Origin of the sequence: Kitasatospora sp. NPDC051705, from assembly GCF_044453265.1 — a bacterium.
Taxonomy (GTDB): domain Bacteria; phylum Actinomycetota; class Actinomycetes; order Streptomycetales; family Streptomycetaceae; genus Kitasatospora.
Window position 1 is genome coordinate 16193 of record NZ_JBITCO010000029.1, and the last position, 25838, is coordinate 42030.

The 25838-nt window shown below is 74.5% G+C and carries 20 protein-coding genes and 1 tRNA gene; 16 read left to right on the forward strand and 5 right to left on the reverse strand.

Features of this window, described 5'->3' with window-relative positions:
* Positions 1 to 68 precede the first annotated feature (68 nt).
* The 14 genes from bldG to ACIA8Q_RS28170 all read left to right on the forward strand — a co-directional run bounded on the left by bldG (position 69) and on the right by ACIA8Q_RS28170 (position 18494).
* Positions 69 to 410 (forward strand): anti-sigma factor antagonist BldG, encoded by a 342-nt coding sequence (bldG, locus tag ACIA8Q_RS28105; RefSeq protein ID WP_049659132.1) that lies wholly within the window; start codon positions 69 to 71, stop codon positions 408 to 410.
* A gap of 161 nt (positions 411 to 571) precedes the next feature.
* Entirely contained in the window at positions 572 to 988 is a 417-nt protein-coding gene (locus tag ACIA8Q_RS28110; protein ID WP_360217132.1) for an ATP-binding protein, read from the forward strand.
* Between the two features lie 358 nt (positions 989 to 1346).
* Positions 1347 to 1715, forward strand: coding sequence for a cyclophilin-like fold protein (locus ACIA8Q_RS28115; protein WP_360217129.1), 369 nt, complete (start codon positions 1347 to 1349; stop codon positions 1713 to 1715).
* A gap of 107 nt (positions 1716 to 1822) precedes the next feature.
* The gene (locus ACIA8Q_RS28120; protein ID WP_360217126.1) at positions 1823 to 2572 is read left to right on the forward strand and encodes a small secreted protein; all 750 of its coding nucleotides are present in this window, start codon (positions 1823 to 1825) and stop codon (positions 2570 to 2572) included.
* Positions 2573 to 2726: 154 nt separating this feature from the next.
* Positions 2727 to 4259, forward strand: coding sequence for a methyltransferase (locus ACIA8Q_RS28125; RefSeq protein ID WP_360217123.1), 1533 nt, complete (start codon positions 2727 to 2729; stop codon positions 4257 to 4259).
* Positions 4260 to 4421: 162 nt separating this feature from the next.
* On the forward strand, positions 4422 to 4880 hold the full coding sequence (locus tag ACIA8Q_RS28130) for a DUF3592 domain-containing protein (RefSeq protein ID WP_360217120.1): 459 nt from the start codon (positions 4422 to 4424) through the stop codon (positions 4878 to 4880).
* A gap of 451 nt (positions 4881 to 5331) precedes the next feature.
* A complete protein-coding gene (gene topA / locus ACIA8Q_RS28135) occupies positions 5332 to 8196 on the forward strand; it encodes a type I DNA topoisomerase (RefSeq protein WP_360217117.1) in 2865 nt (954 codons plus the stop codon).
* Positions 8197 to 8354: 158 nt separating this feature from the next.
* Positions 8355 to 11807, forward strand: a complete 3453-nt coding sequence (tmk, locus tag ACIA8Q_RS28140; protein WP_396317904.1) for a dTMP kinase — start codon at positions 8355 to 8357, stop codon at positions 11805 to 11807.
* Between the two features lie 199 nt (positions 11808 to 12006).
* Positions 12007 to 13218: a DNA polymerase III subunit delta' gene (locus tag ACIA8Q_RS28145; protein WP_360217111.1), complete on the forward strand. Its 1212-nt coding sequence runs from the start codon at positions 12007 to 12009 to the stop codon at positions 13216 to 13218.
* Between the two features lie 258 nt (positions 13219 to 13476).
* On the forward strand, positions 13477 to 14616 hold the full coding sequence (locus ACIA8Q_RS28150) for a hypothetical protein (RefSeq protein ID WP_360217108.1): 1140 nt from the start codon (positions 13477 to 13479) through the stop codon (positions 14614 to 14616).
* A 131-nt stretch (positions 14617 to 14747) separates the two neighbouring features.
* Complete coding sequence (locus tag ACIA8Q_RS28155) at positions 14748 to 16364, forward strand: alpha/beta hydrolase (RefSeq protein ID WP_396317905.1); 1617 nt, start codon at positions 14748 to 14750, stop codon at positions 16362 to 16364.
* A gap of 127 nt (positions 16365 to 16491) precedes the next feature.
* A complete protein-coding gene (gene leuE / locus ACIA8Q_RS28160; RefSeq protein ID WP_387900716.1) occupies positions 16492 to 17142 on the forward strand; it encodes a leucine efflux protein LeuE in 651 nt (216 codons plus the stop codon).
* Between the two features lie 114 nt (positions 17143 to 17256).
* Positions 17257 to 17330, forward strand: a tRNA-Thr gene (locus tag ACIA8Q_RS28165).
* Between the two features lie 303 nt (positions 17331 to 17633).
* Positions 17634 to 18494, forward strand: a complete 861-nt coding sequence (locus ACIA8Q_RS28170) for an AraC family transcriptional regulator (protein WP_360217084.1) — start codon at positions 17634 to 17636, stop codon at positions 18492 to 18494.
* A gap of 10 nt (positions 18495 to 18504) precedes the next feature.
* On the opposite strand, the gene ACIA8Q_RS28175 is transcribed toward ACIA8Q_RS28170, so the two are convergent.
* From ACIA8Q_RS28175 to ACIA8Q_RS28185, 3 genes are all read right to left on the reverse strand, one after another.
* Positions 18505 to 19695 (reverse strand): ParB N-terminal domain-containing protein, encoded by a 1191-nt coding sequence (locus tag ACIA8Q_RS28175; RefSeq protein WP_360217081.1) that lies wholly within the window; start codon positions 19693 to 19695, stop codon positions 18505 to 18507.
* Between the two features lie 149 nt (positions 19696 to 19844).
* Positions 19845 to 20684, reverse strand: coding sequence for an ABC transporter permease (locus ACIA8Q_RS28180; protein ID WP_360217078.1), 840 nt, complete (start codon positions 20682 to 20684; stop codon positions 19845 to 19847).
* Complete coding sequence (locus tag ACIA8Q_RS28185; protein ID WP_360217075.1) at positions 20681 to 21607, reverse strand: ATP-binding cassette domain-containing protein; 927 nt, start codon at positions 21605 to 21607, stop codon at positions 20681 to 20683. Before ACIA8Q_RS28185 ends, ACIA8Q_RS28180 begins: the two co-directional genes overlap by 4 nt.
* 242 nt (positions 21608 to 21849) lie before the next feature.
* On the opposite strand from ACIA8Q_RS28185, the gene ACIA8Q_RS28190 reads away from it, so the two are divergent.
* Both ACIA8Q_RS28190 and ACIA8Q_RS28195 read left to right on the forward strand, forming a co-directional pair.
* Positions 21850 to 22593: a gamma-glutamyl-gamma-aminobutyrate hydrolase family protein gene (locus ACIA8Q_RS28190; protein ID WP_360217072.1), complete on the forward strand. Its 744-nt coding sequence runs from the start codon at positions 21850 to 21852 to the stop codon at positions 22591 to 22593.
* A gap of 111 nt (positions 22594 to 22704) precedes the next feature.
* Entirely contained in the window at positions 22705 to 23184 is a 480-nt protein-coding gene (locus ACIA8Q_RS28195; protein WP_360217069.1) for a carboxymuconolactone decarboxylase family protein, read from the forward strand.
* Between the two features lie 91 nt (positions 23185 to 23275).
* Here the strand turns inward: ACIA8Q_RS28195 and ACIA8Q_RS28200 are convergent, their stop codons facing one another.
* Entirely contained in the window at positions 23276 to 24658 is a 1383-nt protein-coding gene (locus ACIA8Q_RS28200; protein ID WP_360217066.1) for an NDP-hexose 2,3-dehydratase family protein, read from the reverse strand.
* Positions 24655 to 25635, reverse strand: coding sequence for a dTDP-glucose 4,6-dehydratase (gene rfbB / locus ACIA8Q_RS28205; protein WP_360217063.1), 981 nt, complete (start codon positions 25633 to 25635; stop codon positions 24655 to 24657). The genes ACIA8Q_RS28200 and rfbB overlap by 4 nt, the downstream gene beginning before the upstream one ends.
* Positions 25636 to 25838: the final 203 nt, after the last annotated feature.

Consider the following 25838-nt stretch of genomic DNA (forward strand, 5'->3'; position numbering starts at 1 on the left):
ACCATGCGGTGGCGGCTGCCCGGCCGAGGATCGCACATGACGTAGCAAGGCAAGGTGCTGGAGGTTCCGTGGACCTGTCCCTGTCGACCCGTTCAGTCGGCGATCGTACGGTCGTCGAGGTTGGCGGCGAGATCGATGTGTACACCGCCCCGAAGCTGCGGGAGCAGCTGGTCGAGCTCGTCAACGACGGCAAGTACCACCTCGTCGTCGACATGGAAGGCGTGGACTTCCTCGACTCGACCGGCCTGGGTGTGCTGGTGGGCGGTCTGAAGCGGGTGCGCGCCCACGAGGGCTCGCTGCGCCTCGTCTGCAACCAGGAGCGCATCCTGAAGATCTTCCGCATCACCGGCCTGACCAAGGTCTTCCCGATCCACACCTCGGTGGACGACGCGGTCAACGCGACCGACTGACGCGGCCGGGCCGGCCCGCGGGCCGGCCCGTTCGTTTCCACGCGTCCGGGTGCGCCGGGGTCTCGACGGCCCCGGCGCCCACCCGGCCGCCCGGGGCCGGTTCGACCGGCCCGCAGGGGCCGCACTGCCGGCCCTTGGCCGGAGCACCCCGAGGGGGAGAGATGGCAACCGTCGAACTTCGATTCAGCGCGCTTCCCGAGCACGTGCGGACGGCCAGGCTGGTCGCCGCGGCCGTCGCCAGACGGGCCGGGGTCGACGAGTCGGTGCTCGACGAGGTGCGCCTCGCGGTCGGCGAGGCGTGTTCCCGTGCGGTCGGCCTGCACCAGCGCGGTGGTGTCGGCGGCACGGTCCGGGTCGCGTTGACCGACCAGGAGAAGCGTTTCCTCATCGAGGTCGAGGACGAGGCCGGTCCGGTCGGCGTCCCGGCCTCCGGGGCCGCCGAGGGCGACCCGGACGAGGACACCCTGGGCCTCGCGGTGATCACCGGCCTGGTCGAGGACCTGGAGGTCACCGACGGCGCCGAGGGCGGTCTGATCCGGATGAGCTGGCCGCTCTCCGTCGAGTCCGTCGCGGTCTGACCGGCCGTCCGCGCCGGTCCGTACCGGCCTGCGCCGGTCCGCGGTCTCCTGCGGCCCTTCCCGGCTCTCCGCCGCCACGCCCGTCACCGGACGCCCCACAGCCCTGCGTCCGTACCGCCCCCGCACGGCTCGTGCGGTCGCACGGCCCGCACGGCCCCTGCGGTCGTACGGCCCCGCACGGCTCGTGCGCCCGTGCCCGGCGCGATCGGCACGGGCCGCTCGGCAGCCGCTCGCGGAGCGGTCGCGCGGTGGTCCAGTCCCTGGGAACGCGTTGACAAACCGTCGCGCACGGCGGTTCGCTGCTTCCGGCACGACCGGCTCCGATCACTGATCGGACCTGTCGCGGAAGAAGAAGAGCATGCGGATCCGCATCCTGTGGCCGGCCGGTCAGGCCACCGCCACGCTGGCGAGCACGCCCACCGCCGAGGCGCTCTGGGCCGAGCTGCCGATCAGTTCCTCGGCCAGCACCTGGGGCGAGGAGGTCTACTTCGGCACGCCAGTCAGCGTGCCGCGCGAGGCCGGCGCCCGGCAGGTCGTCGAGCCCGGCACGGTCGCCTTCTGGACGGACGGCGACAGCCTCGCGCTGCCCTACGGGCCGACGCCGATCGCGCGCGACGGCGAGTGCCGGCTGGCCAGCCCCTGCAACGTCCTCGGCGCCCTGGACGGGGACGCCCGGGTGCTGCGCACCGTCCGGCCCGGTGACCCGATCCGGGTCGAACGCGCCTGAGCCGGCGCCGGGGCGGGCGGGCGGCGGCCGGAGCCGGGAACCGGGGTGCGGGTGACGGCCGTGTAGGTTCGACGACCGAAGACGACCGAACCGAAAGGCTTCTCCCGGTGAACAAGCGACTGCTGGCCGTACCCGCCCTCGGCGCGCTGCTCGCGTTCGGCGCCGTCGGCTGCGGCGACGACAACGCCAAGCAGCTGGAGTCCTGGGCGTCCAACGTCTGCGGGGCGGCCAAGGACCCGATCGCCCAGGCGCAGACGGCCCTCGCCGACACCGGCCAGGTGAAGACCGGTGAGGTCCCGGCCGATCTGCAGAAGCGGCTCTCCGCCGACATCGGGCGGCTGGCCAAGACCAACCAGGACATCGCGGCGGCCATCAACTCGGCCGGTGCGCCCAAGGTGGACTCCGGCGCGAACCTGCAGCAGGACACCGTCGCCGAGCTGACCAAGGCGGCCGACGGCTACCAGGACGTCCAGAAGAAGCTGGACGCGCTGCCCAACGACGACCAGGCGAAGTTCGCGGACGGGCTGCGCAGCGTCGCCGACCAGGTGCAGAAGCTGGCCTCGCTCTCCACCCAGGCGCAGGCCAAGCTGCAGCGCGGCGAGCTCGGTGCGGCGATGGCGAAGCAGGAGGGCTGCAAGCCCGGGGCCGCCACGGCCCCGAGCGGCGGCGCGACCGGCTCGCCGGACGCCGGGGCGACCGGGGCGACGGGTTCGCCGGCGGCGACCCCCGCGCCGGGTGCGACCGACGGCGCCGGCGCGTCCGGTTCCCCCGCCGCGGGCTCCCCCTCCGCCGGTGCCACCGGTGCTCCGGCCGCGCCGCCGGCCGGCCCGGGCAGCCCGGCGCCCAGCGCGAGCTGACCTCAGGACCGGTCCCGCGCCGGACCGGTACCGGCCCCGCACCGGCCCCGGAACCGCAGCCCCTGCGGGCTTCGGGGCCCGGGCCCCGAAGCCCCGCCGCCGGGCGGCCCGGTGTGCGGCGGCCGGGGCCCGTGGGGCGGGGGACAATGGCGGGGTGACCAGTAGCCCCGTTCTCGACCTGACCCGCCTCGCCAAGCTGCGGGAGGCGTTGCTCGCCGCCTCGTTCACCGCCGACGGGTGCCTCGACCTGCTCGGGCCCACCGGGTACGCGGCGCTGGCCCGCAGCGAGGCGGTGCCCGCGCTGCGCGCGACCCGGGGCGGCAGCCCGCTGGAGACCCTGGTGCGGCTGTTCCTGCTGCAGCAGCCGGTGCCGTACCGGGCGGCGGCCGCGGCGCTGCCGGTGGAGGACTGTCTCGCCGACGGCTGGCTGCGCCCCGACGGCGACCGGGTGCGCGCCACGGTGGACGTCCGGCCGTACGCCAACGAGGTGGCCGGCCTGCCCAGTTCGGACGCCTGGGTGGTCTCCGACCTGGGCTGCGCGGTGGGCGGCGCGGGCGGCATCGGCTCCGGCGAGACCGCGCACGGGGTGGCCCGCAGGGACTTGGTGCTGGGGGTCGGCGGCGCGTCGACCACGCTGGCCAACGTCACCGTGCGCCGCCCCGTGCGGGCCGCGCTGGACCTCGGTTCGGGCTCCGGCGTGCAGGCGCTGCACGCGGCCCGGCACGCCCAGCGGGTGACCGCCACCGACCTGAACCCGCGTGCGCTGCGCTTCACCGAGCTGACCCTGGCGCTGTCCGGTTACGACCACGCCGAGGCGCTCGCCGGGAGCCTCTTCGAGCCGGTCGGGGAGCGGAGGTTCGACCTGATCGTCTCCAACCCGCCGTTCGTGATCTCGCCGGCCGGCCGGTTCACCTACCGGGACGGCGGCATGGCGGGCGACGACCTGTGCCGCAGCCTGGTCCGCTCGGCCGCCGCCCACCTGGAGCCGGGCGGCTACTGCCAGTTGCTCGCCAACTGGCAGCACGTCAAGGGCGAGGACTGGCACGAGCGGCTGGCCGGCTGGGTGGCCGGCACCGGGCTGGACGCCTGGATCGTCCAGCGCGAGGTCCAGGACCCGGCCCAGTACGCCGAGTTGTGGCTGCGGGACGGCGGCGACCACCGCGGCCCCGGCGGTGACTACCAGGCCCGCTACGGCGAGTGGCTGGACGCCTTCGAGGCGGGCGGGGTCGAGGGCGTCGGCATGGGCTGGATCACCCTGCGGGCGAGCGGCGCCGAGCGCCCGACCGTCCGGGTGGAGGAGTGGCCGCACCCGGTGGAGCAGCCGCTCGGCCCGCACATCGAGGAGTGGTTCGACCGGCAGGACTTCCTGCGCTCGCACGACGACGCGGGCCTGCTCGCGGCCCGGTACGTGCTGGCCGACGAGGTGGTGCAGGAGCAGGTCGGAGCGCCGGGCGCGGAGGACCCGGAGCACGTGATCCTGCGTCACAACCGCGGCATGCGGCGGGCCACCAAGGTGGACACGGTGGGTGCCGGTTTCGTCGGGGTCTGTGACGGGACGCTGTCGGCGGGCGAGATCGTGGACGCCATCGCGCAGCTGCTCGGCGAGGACCGGGTGGTGCTGCGCGACCGGGTGCCGGAGTCGCTGCGGCTGCTGACCGAGCAGGGCTTCGTCCGCCCGGTGGGCTGACCGGGGCCGCGGGCCCCGGAGGAGGGGCGGCGGGGTACCCGGTTCACCCGCTCGTACCCGCCGGTTCGTCCGGTGGTCGCCGGGCGGCCGCCGCCCGTTGGCCCCCGGCTGTGAGGCTCTGTCCACAGGCTGTGGACAGAGCTGGGGAGCCGGGGGCCAGGGGTGGACACGACGACGGCGACGGTGGGCGGGCTGGTGCTCGCCCTCTTCGGTGGCGTGCTGCTGCTCTGGTGCGCCGCCGAAGTGCGCCTTCGCCACCGCGTGCGCCGCAGGGGGGCCGCGGCGGTGGCGACGGTGGTGGCCGAGGACGAGGCGCACGGTCACCTCGACAGCGCGCCGCTGCTCTCCTTCCCCGTCCTGCCCGTGGTCGGCGGACCGGGTGGGGGCCGGATCGCCGAGCTCGTGCTCACCCGTCCGCGCGGTCACACCCCGTTGCGCCGACCGGACCGCTTCGTGCCCGGTGCCACGGTGCGGGTCTGCTACGACCCGAGCCGGCCGGAACGGGTGGTGCTGGCGGCCGGGGAGCTCCGCCGGGCCGTGCTCGCCGACCTGCTGTGGGGCCTGCTGGGCGCGGGCTGCCTGGTGGCGGGTGCCGGGCTGCTCGTCGCGGCCGGCGGCTGAGCTCCGGGCGGCCGGCCCGGAGCGGCGGTGCGGCGACGCTCCGCCGGGGCGTCGGCCCGGCGCGGACACGCCGTGGACGCGGCGTCGGCGCGGGGGCGGGGGCCGTCCGCGGGGCGTCGCGGCCGTGGTGCGCGGGGGGTGGGCCTCGGGGGCGGCGATTTTCCGTTGACAGATTTTGAAATCCGTCATTCCATCCTCCGGAACCCGCCGAAGCCCCCCTCCGCGGGGCGCGAACCTCCGTCATCGGGTTACCGTTCGAGTGGCGTCGGTGAGCCCGGCAAGCGAAAACGCGGGATCCGTCCGTTTGACAAGGGTGGCCGGGGTACGGTCACACTCCGCTGGTGGGGTCGTCGTGCAGCGGCAGCCCCGGGACGGTTGCGGGGTCGGGCGGAGCGCAGCCCGTGCTGCCGGCGCCGACCAGCCACATAACGACCGGGAGAGAAGAGCGAAGGTGTCCCCGAGCAGCGAGACCGCGCACGGACAGCGACTCGTCATTGTCGAGTCGCCGGCCAAGGCGAAGACGATCAAGGGCTACCTGGGCCCCGGCTACATCGTCGAGGCGAGCGTCGGGCACATCCGCGACCTGCCCAGCACCGCGGCCGAGGTCCCGGACAAGTACACCGGCGAGGTGCGCCGCCTCGGGGTGGACGTCGATCACGACTTCGCGCCCATCTACGTGGTCAACGCGGACAAGAAGTCGCAGGTCAGCAAGTTGAAGTCGCTGCTCGCGGAGTCCGACGAGCTCTTCCTCGCCACTGATGAGGACCGCGAGGGCGAGGCCATCGCGTGGCACCTCCAGCAGGTGCTCAAGCCCAAGGTGCCGGTGCACCGGATGGTCTTCCACGAGATCACCAAGTCGGCGATCCAGGAGGCGGTGGCCAACCCGCGCGAGCTCAACCAGCGCCTGGTCGACGCCCAGGAGACCCGCCGCATCCTCGACCGCCTGTACGGCTTCGAGGTCTCGCCGGTGCTGTGGAAGAAGGTCATGCCGAAGCTGTCGGCCGGCCGCGTGCAGTCCGTCGCGACCCGCCTGGTGGTGGAGCGCGAGCGGGAGCGGATGGCCTTCCGCAGCGCCTCCTACTGGGACCTGGTCGGCACCTTCGGCACCGGCCGCACCCCGGCCGACGCGGCCAACCCGGAGACCTTCGGCGCCCGGCTCTCCTCGGTGGACGGCAAGCGGATCGCCAGCGGCCGCGACTTCGGCTCGGACGGCCGGCTGAAGGCCGCCAGCACCAACACCCTGCACCTGGACGAGCAGGCGGCGCGTCAGCTGGCCGCCGCGCTGGAGCAGACCTCGTTCAGCGTCCGCAGCGTCGAGTCCAAGCCCTACCGCCGCTCGCCGTACGCGCCGTTCCGCACCACCACGCTCCAGCAGGAGGCGAGCCGCAAGCTCGGCTTCGGCGCCAAGCGGACCATGCAGGTGGCCCAGAAGCTGTACGAGAACGGCTTCATCACCTATATGCGCACCGACTCGACCACGCTGTCGGAGACGGCGGTCTCCGCCGCCCGGGCGCAGGTCACCCAGCTGTACGGCGCCGACTACCTGCCGGACGCCCCGCGCACCTACGCCAGCAAGGTCAAGAACGCGCAGGAGGCGCACGAGGCCGTCCGCCCGTCCGGCGACCGCTTCCGCACCCCCGCCGAGACCGGCCTGGCCGGGGACGACTTCCGGCTCTACGAGCTGATCTGGATGCGCACCGTCGCCTCCCAGATGAAGGACGCGACCGGGCAGTCGGTGACCGTCAGGGTCGGCGGGGCCGCCGCGGACGGCCGGGACGCCGAGTTCTCCGCCTCCGGCAAGATCATCACCTTCCACGGCTTCCTCAAGGCCTACGTCGAGGGCGCCGACGACCCGAACGCCGAGCTGGACGACCGGGAGCGCAGGCTGCCGCAGGTCGCCGAGGGCGACCCGCTGGCCGCCGAGCAGCTCACCCCGGAGGGGCACGCCACCAAGCCCCCGGCGCGCTACACCGAGGCCTCGCTGGTCAAGGAGCTGGAGGACCGGGAGATCGGCCGCCCCTCCACCTACGCCTCGATCATCGACACCATCATCCAGCGCCGCTACGTGTTCAAGAAGGGGACGGCGCTCGTTCCGTCGTTCCTCTCCTTCGCCGTGGTCAACCTGCTGGAGAAGCACTTCGGCCGGCTGGTCGACTACGACTTCACCGCCAAGATGGAGGACGACCTCGACCGCATCGCGGCCGGCGAGGCGAAGTCCGTGCCGTGGCTGAAGCGCTTCTACTTCGGTGAGGGCGAGGGCGTGGCCACCGGCGGCGCCGCCGAGGCCGGCAACGGCGACGGCGACCACCTCGGCGGTCTGAAGGAACTGGTCACCGACCTCGGCGCGATCGACGCCCGGGAGATCAGCTCCTTCCGGATCAGCGACGACATCACGCTGCGGGTCGGCCGCTACGGCCCGTACGTGGAGCGCGCCTCCGAGGTCGAGGGCGAGCCCGGCCAGCGCGCCGACATCCCGGACGACCTGCCGCCGGACGAGCTCACCGTCGAGCTGGCCGAGGAACTGCTGGCCAGCCCCAGCGGAGACTTCGAGCTGGGCGCGGACCCGGTCAGCGGCAACCAGCTGGTCGCCAAGAAGGGCCGCTTCGGCCCGTACGTGACCGAGATCCTGCCCGAGGGCACGCCCAAGACCGGCAAGAACGCCGTCAAGCCGCGCACCGCCTCGCTCTTCCAGTCGATGTCGCTGGACACCGTCACCCTGGAGGACGCGCTGCGGCTGCTCTCGCTGCCGCGCGTGGTCGGCGCCGACGCCGAGGGTGTGGAGATCACCGCGCAGAACGGCCGCTACGGCCCGTACCTCAAGCGCGGCACCGACTCCCGCTCGCTCACCAGCGAGGACCAGCTCTTCACGATCACCCTGGACGAGGCGCTGGCGATCTACGCCCAGCCGAAGCAGCGCGGCCGGGCCGCCGCCGCCCCGCCGCTCAAGGAGCTGGGCACCGACCCGGTCAGCGAGCGCCCGGTGGTGGTCAAGGACGGCCGGTTCGGCCCGTACGTGACCGACGGCGAGACCAACGCGACGCTCCGCAAGGACGACGAGGTCGAGACCATCACGCCGGAGCGCGGCTACGAGCTGCTCGCCGAGAAGCGGGCGCGCGGGCCGGTGAAGAAGGCGGCCAAGAAGGCCCCCGCCAAGAAGGCGGCGGCCAAGAAGGCGACGGCGACCAAGACCACCGCCACCAAGACGGCCGCGAAGAAGACCGCCGCCAAGAAGACGGCGGTGAAGAAGACCGCGGCCAAGACGACGGCGGCCAAGAAGACCGCCGCGAGCAAGACCGCGACCACCGACGAGGGCTGATCCCCCGCCAGTGCCGCCGGGCCCGCGCCCCCCGCTCGGGGGGCGCGGGCCCGTGGTCGTCCGGGCTACGTGCGCGAATCGTCACAGGCCGGTGATGAGCGCGAACCGGAACCCCGTTCATCTCATTCCGGTCAAGCCCCGCCCGCTACGCTGACCGTATGACGAGCGAGGAGCAGCCCACCCCCAGCGCCGCCCCGGCCGCCAGAGCCGCGGCGCCGGACCTGCCCGGGGTCGCGCCCGCCGGTACCCCGGTCGACCGGGCCCGGGCGCTGCTGCGGACACGTCCCTACCGGCGCCTGTGGACCACCCAGCTGATCGGCGGCACCGGCGACCGGCTCGGGCTGCTGGTGCTGCTCGTGCTCACCGTGGTCTCCGCCGCCCTCGGCGGCCAGTTCGGCGACCTGCCGCGCAGCCTCGCCTTCGCCGTGACCGCCGTCCTCGCCGTGCGGCTGCTGGCCGCCGGACTGGTCGGGGTGGCGCTGCTCGGCCCGGTGCACCGGCTGGTCGCCGGGAAGCTGGACCGGCGCTGGACGCTGCTCGGCGCCGACGCGCTGTGCGCCCTGCTGATCGGCCTCGCGCCCTGGTGGACGGTCTGGCTGTCCTCCGGTGCGCGGCCCTCCGCCGCCGCCACCTACGTGCTGCTCGCCACGGTGTTCCTCACCGGCGGTGCCGAGCGGGTCCGGGCGATCGCCAGGGACGTCGCCGTCCCGGGCCTGCTGCCGCCCGCCGACCCGTACGCGCCCGCCGCCGAGCAGCGGCCGGCCGCCGTCAACCTGGACACCGTCCGGAGCATCGACCGCTTCACCGGCTGGGCCACCGCGCCGCTCGCGGCCGCCGGCCTGGTCGCCCTCACCCTCCTGAACAACATCGGCGCGGCGCTCGGCTCGGACTGGCTCCGCGCCCACCAGGTCACCTTCGCCGCGCTCGGCGCGGCCGGCCTGTTCGCCGCCGCGGCCGTCCGCGACCACCTCCAGCAGCTGCCCGTCGGCCCGGTGACCGCCGCGCCGCACTCGCCGCTGCAGGGGCTGCGCGCCCCGACCGACGCCACGCCCGGGCCCGCGCTGGGCAAGGGCCGCACCGGCAGCGCCCCGTACTTCACCTTCGCCGTCGCGGCCGGCTTCGCCTCGATGGCCGGCGTCGCCGCGCTGGCCCTGCTCACCGCCGCCGAGCACCGCGCCGGGCCGATCGGGTACGGGCTGCTGGTGCTGGCCGCCACCGCGGCGCCCGCGCTCGGCGCCCGGCTGACCCGGGCCACGCTGCCCGCGCTCTCCCGCCGCCGGCTGCTCGCGCTGGCGCTGCTCACCGAGGGCGTGGCGCTGATCCTCGCCGGGCTGGTGCTGGACTTCGTGCTGGTCCTGGGGCTCACCGTGCTGGCCGGCCTGACCGCCGGGATCATCGTCTCCACCGGCCGCACCCTGCTCGCCCAGGAGGTCGAGGAGGCCCGGCTGCCGAAGGTCACCGAGCACCTGTACGCGGTGCTGCGGGTCGTGGTCGGCGCCGCGCTGGTGGTCGTCCCGCTGATCGCCGCGGCCTACGGGGACGTCGAGTACGGCACGGTCGAGCCCGGCTCGTTCACCTTCATCCACGGCGGCGCGGCGCTCGCCGTCGCCACCTCGGGGCTGCTCACGCTCGTGCTGGCCGCCGTCGTGCTGCTGCGGACCGACGACCGGCGCGGCACCGCGCCGTTCGGCCGGGACCTGCTGGACGCGGTGCGCGGCGCCGGCGGGCCGACCCCGCACCGGGGCGCCGGCACCGGCTTCTTCATCGCCCTGGAGGGCGGCGACGGGGCCGGCAAGTCCACCCAGGCGCAGGCGCTCGCCGAGTGGATCCGCGGCAAGGGGCACGAGGTCGTGCTCACCCGCGAGCCCGGCGGCAGCCCGGTCGGCCAGCGGCTGCGCGGCCTCGTCCTGGACGTCGGCAACACCGGCCTGTCGCACCGCGCCGAGGCGCTGATCTACGCCGCCGACCGCGCCGAGCACGTCGAGAACGTCATCCGGCCGGCCCTCGCCCGGGGCGCCGTGGTGATCACCGACCGGTACATGGACTCCTCGATCGCCTACCAGGGCGCCGGGCGCGACCTGGCCGCCACCGAGGTCTCCCGGATCTCGCGCTGGGCGACCGGCGGGCTGCTGCCCGACCTGACCGTCGTGCTGGACGTCGACCCGACCAAGGCCCGCGAGCGGTTCACCGAGGCGCTCGACCGGCTGGAGTCCGAGCCGACCGAGTTCCACCAGCGGGTCCGGGCCGGCTTCCTCGCCCTCGCGGCCGCCGACCCGGCGCGCTACCTGGTCGTCGACGGCAGCCAGGCGCCCGGCTCCGTCACCACCGCGATCCGGCACCGGCTCGACCGCGAGCTGCCCCTCTCCGAGCAGGAGAAGGCCGCCCGCGCCGAGCAGGAGCGGCTCGCCCGTGAGGAGGCCGAGCGCCGCGCCGCCGAGGAGGCCCGCAGGAAGGCCGAGGCGGAGGCCGCCGAGCGCAAGCGCCAGGAGCTGCTGGAGCAGCTGCGCGCCGAGCAGGCGGAGAAGGAGCGGCTCGCGAAGGAGGAGGCCGAGCGGGTCGCCGCCGAGGCCCGCCGCAAGGCCGAGGAGGAGGCGCGCCGCCGGGCGGAGGAGGAGGCCCGGCTCAGGGCCGAGCAGGAGGAGCAGCGCCGCCGCGCCGAGGAGGCCCGGCTGGCCGCGGAGGCCGCCGAGCGCAAGCGGCTCGCCGACGAGGCGGCCGCCCAGGCCGAGCTCCAGCGGCAGCGCGAGCTGGCCCGGGAGGAGCAGCGCCGCCGCGCCGAGGAGGCGCTGCAGCGGGCCGAGGAGGCCCGGCTGGCGCAGGCCGCCGCGCTCGCCGCCGCGGCCGCCGCGGCCAAGACGGCGGCGGAGCGGGCGGCCGGCACGCCCGGGGCGGGTGCGCCCGGGGACGGCACGCCCGGGGACGCCGTGACCACCGAGCTGCGGGCCGTCCGGGAGGACCGGCCCACCGACGACGCGACCCGGGAGCTGGCGCTGCCGGACCACCGGGCGGGCGCCGGGGCGCCGGAGGCCGTCGAGACGACCGCGCCGCTGCCGGCGGTCCCGCCGGCGGCCGTGGACGAGACCGCGGTGCTGCCGAAGGTCTCGGCGGAGACCGAGCGGACGGCGCTGCTGCCGAAGGTCCCCGCGGACGCCGAGCGGACGGCGCTGCTGCCGCGCGTCGAGCCGGACCGCCCGCAGCCGGAGCGTGCGCAGCCGGGCCGTGCGGAGTCCGGCCGTGCGGAGCGGGCCGGGGCCGAGCCCGTCCGGCCGCAGCCGGGCGGCGCCGGGGCGGACCGGACCGGGGACCGGGTGCCGCCGGGGCTGTGGCGCGCGGAGCCGGCGGACGGCACCCGTGAGCTGCCCGCGGTCGACGCGGACCCGCAGGCCACCGCCGAGCGGCCGCGGCCCGAGTGGGCCGAGGAGACGCCGATGGACGACCTGCCGAGCCTCACCGACACCCTGCTCGGCTCGCGAGACGAGTGGGCGGACTGGGAGCAGCGCGGCGCCCGGCCCCCGCAGGACCCGGGCGCCGGCCGCGCCGGGGACGGCGGAACGGACGGGGACGGGGACGGCGGCAAGGGCAAGGGCCGCCGCTGGGGCCGCCGGGGCTGACCCCGGAGCGGACGCGGACGACGGGCGGCGCCGCCCGGGGTGGGGAACCCCGGCGGCGCCGCCCGTCGCCGTTCTGGCCCGGACGGGCCGGGTCGGGCCGGCTCGGGGCGACGGCGCCGGGGGTGTCGCAGCGGACCCGTATGCTCGACGGCGGGGAAGGGGCGCCAGGAGCGCCGCCGTACGGAGCTTGGGAGCAGCAGTGGCCGTCTGGGACGACCTGGTGGGCCAGGAGCGGGTGGTCGAGCAGCTCACCGCCGCGGCCCGGGCGGCCGGGGCGACCGTCGCGGCCGGTCGCGGTGCGGCCCCGGAGCCGGGCGGGAACGCCTCCCTGATGACGCACGCCTGGCTGTTCACCGGCCCGCCCGGAGCCGGTCAGGTCACCGCCGCGCGCTCGTTCGCCGCCGCCCTCCAGTGCACCAGCCCGGACCTCGCGCTCGGCGGCACGCCCGGCTGCGGGTTCTGCGACGGCTGCCACACCGTGCTGGCCGGCAGCCACGCCGACGTCAAGTACGTCCGGACCGACGGTCTGTCCATCGGCGTCGGGGACATGCGCGAGCTGGTCCTGCGCGCCTCCAGCTACCCGACCGGCGGACGCTGGTCGGTGATCCTCGTCGACGCCGCCCACCGGCTCACCGAGGCCGCCGCGAACGCCCTGCTCAAGGGCGTCGAGGAGCCCTCGCCGCGCACCGTCTGGCTGCTCTGCGCCCCCTCCGTCCAGGACGTGCTGCCGACGATCCGCTCGCGCTGCCGCCTGCTCGTGCTGCGCACCCCGGCCGCCGAGGCGGTCGCCGACATGCTGGTCCGCCGGGACGGGGTCGAGCCCGAGACGGCCCGGCTGGCGGCGCTGGCCGGGCAGGGCGACGTCGAGCGGGCGCGCCGGCTGGCCGTCGACGACCAGGCCCGCAGCCGGCGCACCGAGGTGCTGCGGATCCCGCTGGAGGTCGGCGACATCGGCGGCTGCCTGGCCGCCGCCCAGCGCCTGGTCGACACCGCCAAGGCCGACGCCGAGGCGCTCGCCGAGACCCAGGACGCCAGGGAGACCGACGACCTGAAGGCCGCCTACGGCGCCGCCGAGGGCAGCAAGGCGCCGCGCGGCATGGCCGGGGCGGTCAAGGAGCTGGAGAAGCGGCAGAAGAGCCGGGCCACCCGGACCCGCCGGGAGACCCTCGGCGTCGCGCTGCTCGACCTGCTCGGCTTCTACCGGGACGTGCTCGCGATCCAGCTCGGCTCCACCGGCGCGCTCGCCAACGAGGACCAGCGGCAGGCACTGAACCGGGTCGCCCAGGCCGGCCCGCCGGAGGGCACGCTGCGCCGGATCGAGGCCGTGCTGGCCTGCCGCCGCGCGTTGGACCGCAACGTCGACCCGCTGCTCGCCGTCGAGGCGATGACGGTGGCGCTGCGCGCCGGCTGACCCCGCCCGTCGGTGCACCCGCCCGTCGGTGCACCCGCCCGTCGGCGCACCCCGCGGAGGGCCGACCCTAGGCCTCCCGGCGCTGGCCAGCTGTCCCACCTTCGAGTGAACGAGCGCCACGCGCCGGGCACACCCGCGTGTGACCGCCCGCCCGTTGTGCACGCTGGGGGCCGACTGCGCCCCGGTGCCGGGGCCGTCGTCTCCCGACGGAGCCGGGCCGCGCCCGGCCCCGGCCCTCCTCCCGAGGTGGTGCGTCCCATGGTTCGTCCGCTCCTCGTCATCCCCCTGCTGGCGGCCGCGCTGGGCGGGATCTGGCTGGCCCGCGGCGCGCTCCAGCGCTGGCGGGACCTGCGGGCCGCCGAGACCTACGAGCTGGCCGGGGACCGCTGGCCGATGCTGCTGCGGGCGGCCGGGGCGATGGTCTGCGGGGTCTGCGTCACCGCGCTGACGCTGCTCACCGCACTCGGGGCCTTCGGTGGCTTCGGCCACGGCGACCGGCCGACGGACCGGGCGGAGTCGGCCGTCGACGCGGCCGAGACGGTGCCGAGCGCGGTCGCCGCGGCGCGGCAGCAGGCGGCGCCGCCGGCCGCCGCCGAACCGGCCGCGGCCTCGACGCCCGCCGCACCGCCCGTCGTCGCCAGCAGGTTCGACAGCGTCGGTCGCCCCGGCGGCGGGGAGCTGCTGCAGTCCGCGGTGCTCGGCCCGGACGGGCGCCCGCGCAACGTGCGGGTCTGGTTGCCGCCGCAGTACGCCAAGGAGCCGAACGCCCGCTTCCCGGTGGTGGTGATGCAGGCGGCCGCGCCGAGCAGGACCGCCGACGCCGAGGTCCCGGACGTCTTCGACGGGATCGCCTCGGCGCTGCAGGTCGGCCGGGCCCGCCCGTTCATCCTGGTCGCCCCCGAGGCGCCGAACGGCACCGCGCACCCCTGCGAGCTGGTCGCGGCGGCCCCGGCCGCCGTCGCCGACGACGCGGCGCTGCGCACCACCGTCGCGGCCTCCTTCCGGACCCTGCCGCCCGGCCCGGCCTCCTGGGGGACCCTCGGCGTCGAGGGCGGCGCGCCCTGCGCGGCCGCCGCCGGGCTGGCCCGCCCCGACCTGTACGGCGCGGCCGCCGCGGTCTCCGGCCGGTACGACACCGCCGCGCTGGCCCAGACCGGTGCCGAGGCCCCGGCCGGCAGCGCTGCGAAGCTGCTGCTGGCCGCGGCCAAGGGGGACGCCGCCGGGCTGGACGCGGCCCGCAAGCTCCAGGCCGGGCTGAAGGGCGGCGCCGGTGCGGCAGCCAAGGCCGACGTGCGGATCTCGGACAACGTGCAGGACTACACCCCCGACCGGGAGCGGCTGCGGCTGGTCCGGCAGGCGGCGCAGTTCCTGGCCGAGGCGCTGGCCAAGGCGTCCTGACGGCCGCGCGAGCGGGCTACGCTGCCCGGTACCCGGAGCGGGTACCGGGCGGCTGCTTTTCCGCCGGGCCCGACCGGGCGCCCCGGCGGACTTCTTCGTCTTCGTCGGACCGAGCGCTGGAGAGGAACCGGATGAGGGCCACCGGGCGGGTACTGGCCGCGGCGCTCGCCGCCGGGCTGCTGACGGGCGGCTGCGGCGCGGGCGCGCCCGGGGGGTCGGGGGCCGGGCCGTCCGGCCCCGCCGGGGCGGCCGCCACGGACGCGGCCGGTGCGGGGGCGGCCTCCGCGGCGGCCGGGGCCACGCCGCTGGAGCCGCTGCCCGCGGCGGTGCCGGCCGCGCTCGCGCCCTACTACGCGCAGCGGCCGGGCTGGCAGCCCTGCGACGGCGGGTTCGAGTGCACCACCTTCCGGGTGCCGCTGGACTACGACCGGCCGGGCGACGGCGACCTCACCCTGGCGGCCGTCCGGGCCCCGGCGGCTCCCGAGGGGGCCGGCCGGGAGGGCCGGCTCGGCTCGCTGCTGCTGAACCCGGGCGGGCCCGGCGGGTCGGCGGTCGAGTACGTGGAGGCGGTGGCCCGGACGTACGACGGCGGCGTGCGCGCCCGGTACGACCTGGTCGGCCTCGACCCGCGCGGGGTCGGCCGGAGCAACCCGGTCACCTGCCTGAGCGGGGAACGGATGGACGCCTTCACGGCCGTCGGCCTCACCCCGGGCGACCAGGGCGGGATCGACGCGCTGGTCGCCGCGGACAAGGAGTTCGCCGAGGGCTGCCGGCAGCGGGTCGGCTCCGCGCTCGGCCACCTGAGCACCGTCGAGGCGGCCCGCGACATGGACGTGCTGCGGGCCCTGCTCGGCGACGAGCGGCTGAACTACGTCGGCAAGTCCTACGGCACCTTCCTCGGCGCCACCTACGCGGGGCTCTTCCCCGGCCGGGTCGGGCGGCTGGTGCTGGACGGCGCGATGGACCCGGCGCTCGACTCGGTCACCGGCAACCGCACCCAGGCGGGCGGCTTCGAGACCGCCTGGGCGGCCTTCGCCAGGGACTGCGCCCGGCGGGAGGACTGCCCGCTCGGCCGCACCGAACAGCAGGTCGGCGAGCAGCTCACCGCCCTGTTCGCGACCGTCCGGGCGCAGCCGCTGCCGAGCGCGGACAACGGCCGCCGGCTCACCGGCGCGCAGGCGACCACCGGCGTCATCGAGGCCATGTACGCCGACTACCTCTGGCCCAAGCTGCGCGCCGCGCTCGGCGACGCCAGGGCCGGCGACGGCACCGCCCTGCTGCACCTGTCCGACGCGTACTACGGGCGGGAGGCGGACGGCTCGTACCCCAACCTGATGTTCGCCAACACGGCGGTGAACTGCCTGGACCTGCCCGCCCCGTTCGCCGGGCCGGGGGACGTGCTGCGCGCGGTGCCGGACTTCGAGCGGGCCTCGCCGCACTTCGGCCGCGACATGGCGTGGATGGCGCTGACCTGCGCCTACTGGCCGGTCCGGGCGACCGGTGCGGCGCACACCATCCGGGCCGCCGGGGCCGCCCCGATCGTGGTCGTCGGCACCACCCGGGACCCGGCCACGCCGTACGCGTGGGCGCAGTCGCTGGCCGGGCAGCTGGAGTCGGGGCGGCTGCTCACCTACGACGGGGACGGGCACACCGCGTACGGGCGGCACGACGCCTGCGTGGACGGGGCGGTCAACCGTTTCCTGCTCACCGGCGAGGCCCCTGAGCAGGGGAAGCGCTGCGGCCGCTAGCGCGCGCCCCGGGCGCGGGGCGGTGCCGCGGGTGCGGCCGCGGGGCCGGATGGTTGCAGCTTCAATCGATCACCGGTGCGACGTTACGATGAGCGCCCCCCTGCCCCCGTCCCCACCGGAGCGCACCGTGCTCGGAGTCAACGACCTGGCGACCTACGTCCTCGGCGCCCTCGTCATCATCCTGCTCCCCGGACCCAACTCCCTGTACGTGCTGTCCGTCGCCGCCCGCAAGGGCGTCCGGACCGGCTACCGGGCCGCCGCCGGCGTCTTCGTCGGCGACTTCACGCTGATCAGCCTCACCTCGCTGGGCGCCGCCTCCCTCCTGAAGGCCAACCCGGCCGTCTTCGCGGTGGTCAAGTTCGGCGGCGCCGCCTACCTGCTCTGGATCGGCTTCGGCATGCTGCGGGCCGCCCGCCAGCTCTGGCGCGAGCGCCGGGCCGTCGCCGACCCGGAGGCGCAGGCGGCTCCCGAGGCCGTCGAGCGGCCGTTCCGCCGAGCCCTGGTGATCAGCCTGCTGAACCCGAAGGCGATCCTCTTCCTGCTCTCCTTCTTCACCCAGTTCGTCGACCCGGGCTACGGCCGGCCGGTGCTCTCCTTCGCCCTGCTCGGCGGGATCCTGCAGACGTTCAGCATGCTCTACCTCTCGCTGCTGATCTTCGCGGGCACCACCCTGGCCACCGCCTTCCGCCGCCGCCGGAGGCTGTCCGCCACCCTCACCAGCGGCGTCGCCGTCCTGTTCGCCGGCTTCGCCGCCAAGCTCGCCGTCTCCTCCGCCTGACCGGCCCGGCCCGGGTGCCCGGCGGCCGCCCGGTCGGCCGCCGGACCGTCCCGTTACGGATCACCCGCGAACCTGTGTAGACTGGCCCGCGTTGCCGCCGCACGCGGCATCGGTGCCGCCTTAGCTCAGTTGGCCAGAGCAACGCACTCGTAATGCGTAGGTCGCGGGTTCGAATCCCGCAGGCGGCTCGGTGAAGGCCCAGGTCATCCACGTGATGACCTGGGCCTCTTGCGTTCCCGCCGCCGGTGAGTCGCCCCGGCCGGCCCTTCGCGTGTTCGAGGCCCCGGGCGTTTTCGAGGACCGCGGGCTTTTTCAAGACCCCCGGACGTGTTCAGGAAAAGGGGCGGAGCACGGATTCGGATATTCGTCCACAGTTGTTCCAGGCCATTGCGGACGGTGAACGTATGTGTTCAGATCACCGGCACTACTCGAGTCGAGCGCGATGTGCGAAAGTCATTCTGCTGCTTGGTTCACACGTAGTGAGGTGACATATGGATACTGCAGTAGAAAGGGCCATCGAGTGCATTCGGGCGCGTTACGGCGATCCGCTTACTCTCACCGAGATCGCCGAAAGCGCCCTGCTCAGCCGCTTCTATTTCACGCGGCTCTTCAAGGAGGAGACCGGGCTCACTCCCGGCAGGTTCCTGGCCGCGATCCGCATCCACGAGGCCAAGCGGCTCATCGCGACCACCTCGATGAGCATCACCGAGGTGTCCTTCGCGGTCGGCTACAACAGCCTCGGTTCCTTCACCAACTCCTTCACCGCCGGGGTCGGGGTGTCGCCGAGCCGGTACCGCCGGCTGGCGCGCGGAGGGGGGGAGGGACTTCCGGAGCCCGATCCGGGAACGTGGACGGGATTCGGGACGGTCGCGGGCACCATCAGCCTGCCGGAGGGCCACGGGAACGCCCGGGTGTTCCTGGGCGCCTTCCGCACGCCGGTCGTCCAGCACCCGTCGCTCGCCGCGGCGGTGATCGACGTGCCGAGCGGTAGGCCGTCCTGCTACTCGCTGACGGACGTCCCCGAGGGGACCTGGCACCTGCTCGCGGTGGCGGTGGCCGACGGGGTCGGGCCCGACGCCAGGGCCCGGCGGACCGCGCTCTTCGGCGGGCACGGCCCGGGGCCGGTGACGGTCACCGCCGACACCGTCACCAGTGCGGCGGTGCGGCTGCGCCCGGGCCGTCCGTCCGACCCGCCGGTGCTGCTGGCGCTGCCGGAGCTCGAACCGCCGGCGAACGTCACGGCCCACCCCGGGTGCGCCTCCGTGGTGCCGGCCCCGGAGCGCGCCGAACGGCACCGGGCCGCGGGCCACCTCCGGGTGGCGTCCGCGGCACCGGTGCCGGCGCGGTCGTGACCGGGCGGGATCACCGCACCATTTCCTGGTTGGTCTTGAGCTGCTCCGCGAGCAGGCTCCACTCCCGGCCGATCCGCTCGGCGATCGAGGCGATGACGCCGCGCCAGTGCGGCGGGACCGCGTCGACCAGGTCGCGCCAGTCCTCGTCGAGGTCGGTGGCGTGGAGCTGCATCCAGCGGAGGAACTCCCGGCCGCCGGTGGTGTAGCGGATGGCGGGGTCGCCGGCCATCTTGGCCGCCACCGTCGCCCACGCGGGCGGCGCGTCGGTGTGGTTCCGGCGGTGCGTCGAGGCGGAGTCGACGCTCGGCGCCACCCGCAGCGGCACCCGGGTGGCGCCGCCGGGGACCCCCACGGGGACCCCGGCGGGCCGGACCGCCCCGTCGACCGGCCGCACGGCCTGCACGGACCGCACGGGCTGCACCGCCTGGACGGCCTGCGGCCGTGCGGCCGTCTGGCGTCCGTCCCGCTCCGGGCTGTCGCCGCGCCGCAGCCGGGCGCTCACGTCGTGGACCGTGCCGAGCGACACGTCGGTCTCCCGGGCCACCTGACGCAGCGGCGCGTTCGGGTTGGCGGCGATGTACTCGGCCGCCCGGCGCCGCCCCTCGCCCGCGTCCACCGGGCGCCGCCGGCCGTCCCGGCCGATCCGCTTGCCGCCCAGCTGCGCGCCCCCGGCCGACTGGTCGCGCAGCGAGGCGATCGTCTTCGCGCTGAGCCCGGTGATGCCGGCGATGGCCCGGTCGGACCAGTCGGGGTGGGAGCCCAGGACCCGCTGGGCGCCGGAGACCCGGTCGGCCTTCGACAGCGGCAGCCCGTGCGAGCCGTTCGCCTTCATGGCGATGACGAGCGCCTCGGAGTCCGAGCAGTCGAGGAAGCGCACCTTGATGCTGTCGTCGCCGCGCAGCCGGGCGGCCTCCAGCCGGTGCAGCCCGTCGATGACGCGGTAGCCGTCCATCTGGACGAGGATGGGCGGCAGTTCGGCCGAACCCGCCGCGTCGATGAGGAGTTGGATGTGGGCGGCGTCCGTGCCGCCCTGGCGCAGGGACACTCCGGGCGACAGCGCGGTGATGGGGACATCGCGTGCCGGCAGTTTCTCGAAGTTCTTCAGATCGAATTCGGTGTGGGCCGATGATTCGGCGTTGCCGGTCCTGACGGGGCTGAATGCACTCGTCACCAGGACGGCGTGCCCGTTGCTCTGAGCCATTCCGTTCTCTCCCTCTCTGCTGCCGCTGCGTCGAGCGTCGCAAGCGGCTCTTCAGCGGCAGTCGAGGGCAGGTGGACGTTCCCTGGAAGCACGACACCGCGGGCGTCCGCCGGTTCGGCGGACACCCGCGGTGGACGCGGAGGGCCTGGTCAGGCGTCCCTGCGCTGGAGCAGGACACCCGCGATGACCAGCACGGCGGCCGTCCAGAGGGCGAGCACCCCGAGGCCCTGCCACGGCCCCAGGACGTCGGAGGCGCGGGAGTGCTGCTGGGTGATCAGGAACCCCGCCTCGGTGGGGAGGTAGCCGTGGACGTGCTTGCCCACACTACCGGGCAGCATCCGGGTCATCGGGGCGATCACCAGGACGAAGGCGATGACGCCGGTGATGCTCGCCGCGGTGTGCCGGATGATCGCGCCGACCCCGAGCGCGAACAGGCCGAGCAGGGACAGATACAGGCCGCAGCCGAAGACGGCCCGCAGGACGCCCTCGTCGCCGATCGAGACCGGCGCCTTCTCGTTCAGGATCGGCGCGCCCAGGAAGAACGAGAGGAAGGCGGTCAGTTCGCCGACGACCAGGACCACCAGGCCGAAGACCGCGCCCTTGGCCACCAGGACCGGCACCCGCTTGGGCACCGCGAGGAGGCTGGCCCGGATCATTCCGGTGGAGTACTCGGAGGCGATCACCATCACGCCCAGCACGCAGACCGCGAGCTGGCTGAGCAGGATGCCGCTCCCGAGGATGGTGCCGGTCGGGTCGAGCCGCATCTCCGCCTGCTGGGCCGCGTCGCTCTTGTCCCAGTTGGCGACGCCCATCTGCATGAACAGCACGGTGGCGATCAGGGTCAGCACGATCAGGATGACGAGCGACCAGACGGTCGAGCGGACCGAGCGGATCTTGGTCCACTCGGAGAGCATCAGGTCGGCGAAGCCCGGTTCGCGGGCCCCGCCGGTGACGGTGGTCGCGGGGGCGGGTGCGGTCACGGTCGTCACTTCACACCTCCGGCGGTGGTCACGCCGGCGTCGTACTCGACGGCGTCCTTGGTCAGTTCCATGAAGGCGTCCTCGAGCGAACCGCGGCGGGTCGAGAGCTCGTGCAGGACCAGGCCGCCGGCGGCGGCCAGTTCGGCGATGCGCGGAGCCTCGAGCCCGACGACGTCCAGGTCGCCCTCGTCGGTGTCGGTGACGGTGGCGCCCTCGGAACGCAGCAGCTCGGCGAGCCGCTCGCGGTCGGGGGTCTTCACCAGCACGCTCTGCTCGGTGCTGTGCTCGATGAACTCCTCGGTGGAGCAGTCGGCGACCAGCCGGCCCCGGCCGATCACGATGAGGTGCTCGGCGGTCACGGCCATCTCGTTCATCAGGTGGCTGGAGACGAAGACGGCGCGGCCCTCCGCCGCGAGCGACTTCATCAGGTTGCGGATCCAGACGATGCCCTCGGGGTCCAGGCCGTTGAGCGGTTCGTCCAGGATCAGCGCGGCGGGGTCGCCCAGCAGCGCGGCGGCGATGCCCAGCCGCTGCCCCATGCCGAGCGAGAACCCGCCGGCCCGCTTGCGGGCCACCGAGCCCAGGCCGACCTGGTCGATGACCTGGTCGACCCGGCGCTTGCCGAAGCCCTGGGTCTGGGCCAGGCAGAGCAGGTGGTCGTAGGCGCTGCGCCCGGTGTGGACCGCACGTGCCTCCAGGAGCGCGCCCACCACCCGCATGGGGGCGGCGAGTTCGCGGTACGGCACGCCGTTCACGGTGGCCGTGCCGGCGTCGGCGCGGTCCAGGCCCAGCAGCAGCCTCATCGTGGTGGACTTGCCCGCGCCGTTGGGGCCTAGGAAGCCGGTGACCCGGCCGGGCTCGACGGTGAACGACAGGTCGTTCACCGCGGTCTTGTCGCCGTAGCGTTTCGTGAGGTTCTTGGCCTCGATCATGGTCACCTCGGTTGAAGGGGCTGCGAGAGATTCCGGGGGATAAATCCGCCCCGCCCACCTGTGGTACCAGGAATCCGAATCCGTTCAGTAGGGGCCGGCCCGCTCCGCCGTGAACGGCGGCCGCCGCCCACGATGGCCTCGGCCGCGTCGGCGTGGCAATTTTGACGGCGGTGACGGCCGGCCCGAGCGGCCGTTTCATCTGCTCGTTTTCCTCAGTTGAACCCGGAACCCATGAGGATGTCATGAATTCAGTCGTGAGTGATCCGGCCGCCGCCCGGCGGCCGGTGATCGGGGTCTGCGCCCGGACGGCGCCGGTCACGCTCCAGGGCACCGACATGGTCGTCAGCCTCGCGCTCCAGGCGCACCTGGCCTTCCTGGCCGGGGCGGGCTGCACACCGCTGCTGCTCCCGCTGCTGCCCGGTGTCGAGGAGGTGGTCGACCGGCTCGACGGCCTGCTCGTCCCGGGCGGCCCCGATCTCGATCCGACGCTGTACGGTGAGGCCCCGCACCCGGTGACCCGGGCGGTGACCCCGGACGCCGATCGCGTCGAACTGGCCTTGGTCAGAGCGGCACTTGACGCCGGGTTGCCCGTCCTGGCGATCTGCCGCGGCATGCAACTGCTGAACGTGCTGCACGGGGGCAGCCTGCACCAGCACCTGCCGGAGGTCACCGGCCACGAGGGCCACCGCCCGGCGGATCCGTCCTTTACGCTCGGTCGGCACCGGTTGAAGCTCCAGCCGGGCAGCCGGATCGCCGGCGTCCTCGACGAGGATGAGCCGGAGACGGCCTGCCACCACCACCAGGCCGTCCACCGGCTCGGTGCCGGTCTCACCGCCACCGGCTGGGCGGAGGACGGCACCGTCGAGGTCGTCGAGGTCACCGACCACCCCTTCGCGATCGGTGTGCAATGGGAATCCGGGCACACCGCCGACAAACGACTCCATCAAGCACTCGCACGAGCCGCAGGTCGCCCGAAAAACAACTAGCCGCCGAAATTCGGATACTTGAGAAAAAGGCGGCCCTGAGGGCAAGCTGTTTCCTGATCCCAATCCGAAGGAGAATTGCAGATGTCGCCGCGGATGCCTAACCCGTCACTGGTGGTTCCCGATGTCCTGCCGCCCATGCGCGAGCTGGTCAAGGCCGTCAACAATGTCGGCGTGCCGTTGCAGACCCTCGTGCTCATCCACCTGCGGGTGAGCCAGATCAACGGCCGCGAGGTCCAGATCCCCGTGAAGCAGCGCGAGTTCGAGGAGGCCGGCGAGGAGGACTTCCGCCTCCCCCTGGTGGCGACCTGGCGGGAGCAGACCTGCTTCACCGACGCCGAGCGCTCGGTGCTGGCGCTGGCCGAGGGTGCCACCCGCATCGCCGACCGGGAGAACCCGGTGACGGACGAGGTGTGGAACGAGGCCGCCAAGCACTGGAACGAGGTGCAGCTCGGTGCGGTGGTCCTGCACATCGGCCTGGTCAACCTCTGGAACCGCGTCAACGTCGTGACCAAGCAGGAGCCGGTGGACTGGCGGATCAACCCCAAGAAGTGGACCCCGATGACCTCTCGGCTCGCCACGACCACCAAGTAAGCGCTCCACCCCAAGAGGCCCTGTCCGGTGATTCCGCCACCGAACAGGGCCTCTTGGTGTGCCCGGCCGGTCGCCCGGCCGGGCAGCAGGATCAGCGCGGCAGCGGGGCGCGGCCGACGGCACCGGTGTTGATCGCCGCGAGCAGGCTGCGCGCCTGCACGTTGACGTAGCGGCTGTGCCCGGTGAGCACGTTCAGCTGGCCCGGGGTGACCCACTGGTACCCCGCCGGGGCCCGGGTGGGCGTCGTGGCCTCGTCCGTCTCGACGACCAGGTAGCGGCTCTCGGCGTCGAGGAACCGGCCGCCCTCCTCGGAGTGGACCGCCGAGTAGCGGACGCGGTCCGGGGCGGCGTTCAGGAACAGGTCCAGGAACGGCGGCCGGTGCCCGGCCGGCAGGTGGGCGTAGTTCTCCGGGACGTACTGCACGGTCGGCGCGAGCTCGACGGTGTCGAGGAAGCCGCCCTCGACCCGGGCGTGCACCAGGACGTGCGGGACGCCGCCGAACTCCCGGTAGGCGAACCCGACGACCCCGGTGCCGACCGGTTCGATGATCGGCTGGGTCCAGCCGGCGACCTCGCGGCCGGCGCCCTCGACGGAGACCGCCACCACCCGGAAGAACCGCTCGTCGACCCGGTGGACGGAGTGCTCGTCGCGCCGCCACCCGGAGATCCCGCGCAGCGGCACCCGGCGGACGTGGACGTCCTGCCGGGACCGCTCACCGGTGAACCAGGCCAGCAGGTCGGCGTCGGAGGACAGCGCGCCAGGCTCGGGGGGCGCCATCGGGGCGCTCGCCAGCACGGTGCGCGCGTCCATGTTGACCACGTTGTCCAGCCGCAGCAGCGCCGCGATCTGGCCGAGCGTCAGCCAGCGGAAGTCCTCGGCGACCGGCACGTCCCCGTGCACCTCGACGATCATGTTGCGGTTGCGCTTGCGGTAGAACCAGGCGCCGTGCTCGGACTGCAGGACGTCGGTGAGCACCCGGCGCCGGTCCGGGTCGAGGAAGTGCTCCAGGTAGCGCACCTCCGCCCCGCCGTGCGCCTTGGTGTAGTTGCTGCGGGTGGCCTGCACGGTGGGGGAGAGCTGCACCAGGTTCGGGTTGCCGGGCTCCATCTTCGCCTGCATCAGGAAGTGCAGGACGCCGTCGAACTCCTTGGCCAGGATGCCGAGGATGCCGATCTCCGGCTGCACGATGATCGGCTGCTGCCACTCGGCCTCCGGGCGGACGACGTGCAGGCCCTCGACGGTGAAGAACTTCCCGCTGCGGTGCCGCAGGTCGCCGGTCTCCGGGGCGAACGACCAGGCGTCGAGCTCGGCGAACGGGATCCGGCGGATCTCCGTGCCGCAGCTGCGCCGGTGGTGGTCCAGCCAGCCGGTGACGTCGGCCGTCGCGATGTGGACGCCCTCGGCCGCGGCGGCGGACCGGGCCAGCCGGTCGGCGACCGAGGCGCTGGAACGCGGGATCAGCAGGGTGCTCACGACCGACCACCGCTCTCCTTGACCGGCTTCCACCACTGCGGGTTCTCCCGGTACCAGGCGACGGTCTCCGCGAGGCCGCGGTCGAAGGCGGTGAGCGGCCGGTGGCCGAGCTCCTGCTCGATCTTGGTCTGGTCGAGGGCGTACCGCCGGTCGTGGCCCTTGCGGTCGGCGATGTGCCGGACGAGGTCGGGGGACGCCCCGCACAGCTCGACCAGCCGGTGCGCCAGCGTCAGGTTCGGCACGGCCGTGCCGGAGCCGATGTTGTAGGCCTCGCCGGCCCGGCCGCCGGTGAGCACCCGGTGCACCGCGCGGCAGTGGTCGTCCACGTGCAGCCACTCGCGGATCTGGCCGCCGTCCCCGTAGACCGGGATCGGGCGCCCTTCCAGCAGGTTGGTGACGGACAGCGGGATGAACTTCTCGGGGTGCTGGTAGGGGCCGTAGTTGTTGGAGCAGCGGGTGACCGAGACGTTCAGGCGGTGGGTGCGGAAGTAGGCCAGCGCGATCAGGTCGGAGGCGGCCTTGGACGCGGCGTAGGGGGAGTTCGGCAGCAGGGGGGACTCCTCCGTCCAGAACCCCTCGTCGATCGAGCCGTAGACCTCGTCGGTCGAGACGTGCACGACCCGCTCGACACCGAGCGCCAGGCAGGCCTCGAGCACGGCCTGGGTCCCCTCGACGTTGGTGCGGACGAACGCGGCGCCGCTCTCGATCGAACGGTCCACGTGGCTCTCGGCGGCGAAGTGCACCACCGCGTCCTGCCCCTCCAGCACCGAGCGCAGCAGCCCGCGGTCGAGGATGTCCCCGTGCACGAAGGTGAGCCGGGGGTGGGAGGCCGGGAGGTTGTCGCGGTTCCCCGCGTAGGTCAGCGCGTCCAGCACCGTGACGTGCGCGTCCTCGTAACCCGGGTATCCCCCGTCGAGCATGGTCCGTACATAATGCGAGCCGATGAATCCGGCGCCGCCGGTGACGAGGATTTTCATGAGACCACGCCGCAGTCGGAATTCCACGATCGAAGCATGTGCTTGCCCTTTTCGGTGAGGGGGGTGGATGCCGTGCAATTACGCTAAAGAATCGCCTGATTCCGGGCATCTTTCAAATTGCGTTCAGCCGCCGAAAACGCCGCAGGGGGTGGTGGGGGGGGGGGCGGGCCCCCCCCCCCCCCCCCCCCCCCCCGGGGGCCGCC

Coding starts and splice junctions, on each gene's coding strand:
- ACIA8Q_RS28185 (WP_360217075.1), bottom strand. CDS start 21,607: ATGATCGAGGCCAAGAACCTCACGAAACGCTACGGCGACAAGACCGCG.
- ACIA8Q_RS28190 (WP_360217072.1), top strand. CDS start 21,850: ATGAATTCAGTCGTGAGTGATCCGGCCGCCGCCCGGCGGCCGGTGATC.
- ACIA8Q_RS28155 (WP_396317905.1), top strand. CDS start 14,748: ATGAGGGCCACCGGGCGGGTACTGGCCGCGGCGCTCGCCGCCGGGCTG.
- tmk (WP_396317904.1), top strand. CDS start 8,355: ATGACGAGCGAGGAGCAGCCCACCCCCAGCGCCGCCCCGGCCGCCAGA.
- ACIA8Q_RS28170 (WP_360217084.1), top strand. CDS start 17,634: ATGGATACTGCAGTAGAAAGGGCCATCGAGTGCATTCGGGCGCGTTAC.
- ACIA8Q_RS28115 (WP_360217129.1), top strand. CDS start 1,347: ATGCGGATCCGCATCCTGTGGCCGGCCGGTCAGGCCACCGCCACGCTG.
- ACIA8Q_RS28110 (WP_360217132.1), top strand. CDS start 572: ATGGCAACCGTCGAACTTCGATTCAGCGCGCTTCCCGAGCACGTGCGG.
- rfbB (WP_360217063.1), bottom strand. CDS start 25,635: ATGAAAATCCTCGTCACCGGCGGCGCCGGATTCATCGGCTCGCATTAT.
- ACIA8Q_RS28150 (WP_360217108.1), top strand. CDS start 13,477: ATGGTTCGTCCGCTCCTCGTCATCCCCCTGCTGGCGGCCGCGCTGGGC.
- ACIA8Q_RS28175 (WP_360217081.1), bottom strand. CDS start 19,695: ATGGCTCAGAGCAACGGGCACGCCGTCCTGGTGACGAGTGCATTCAGC.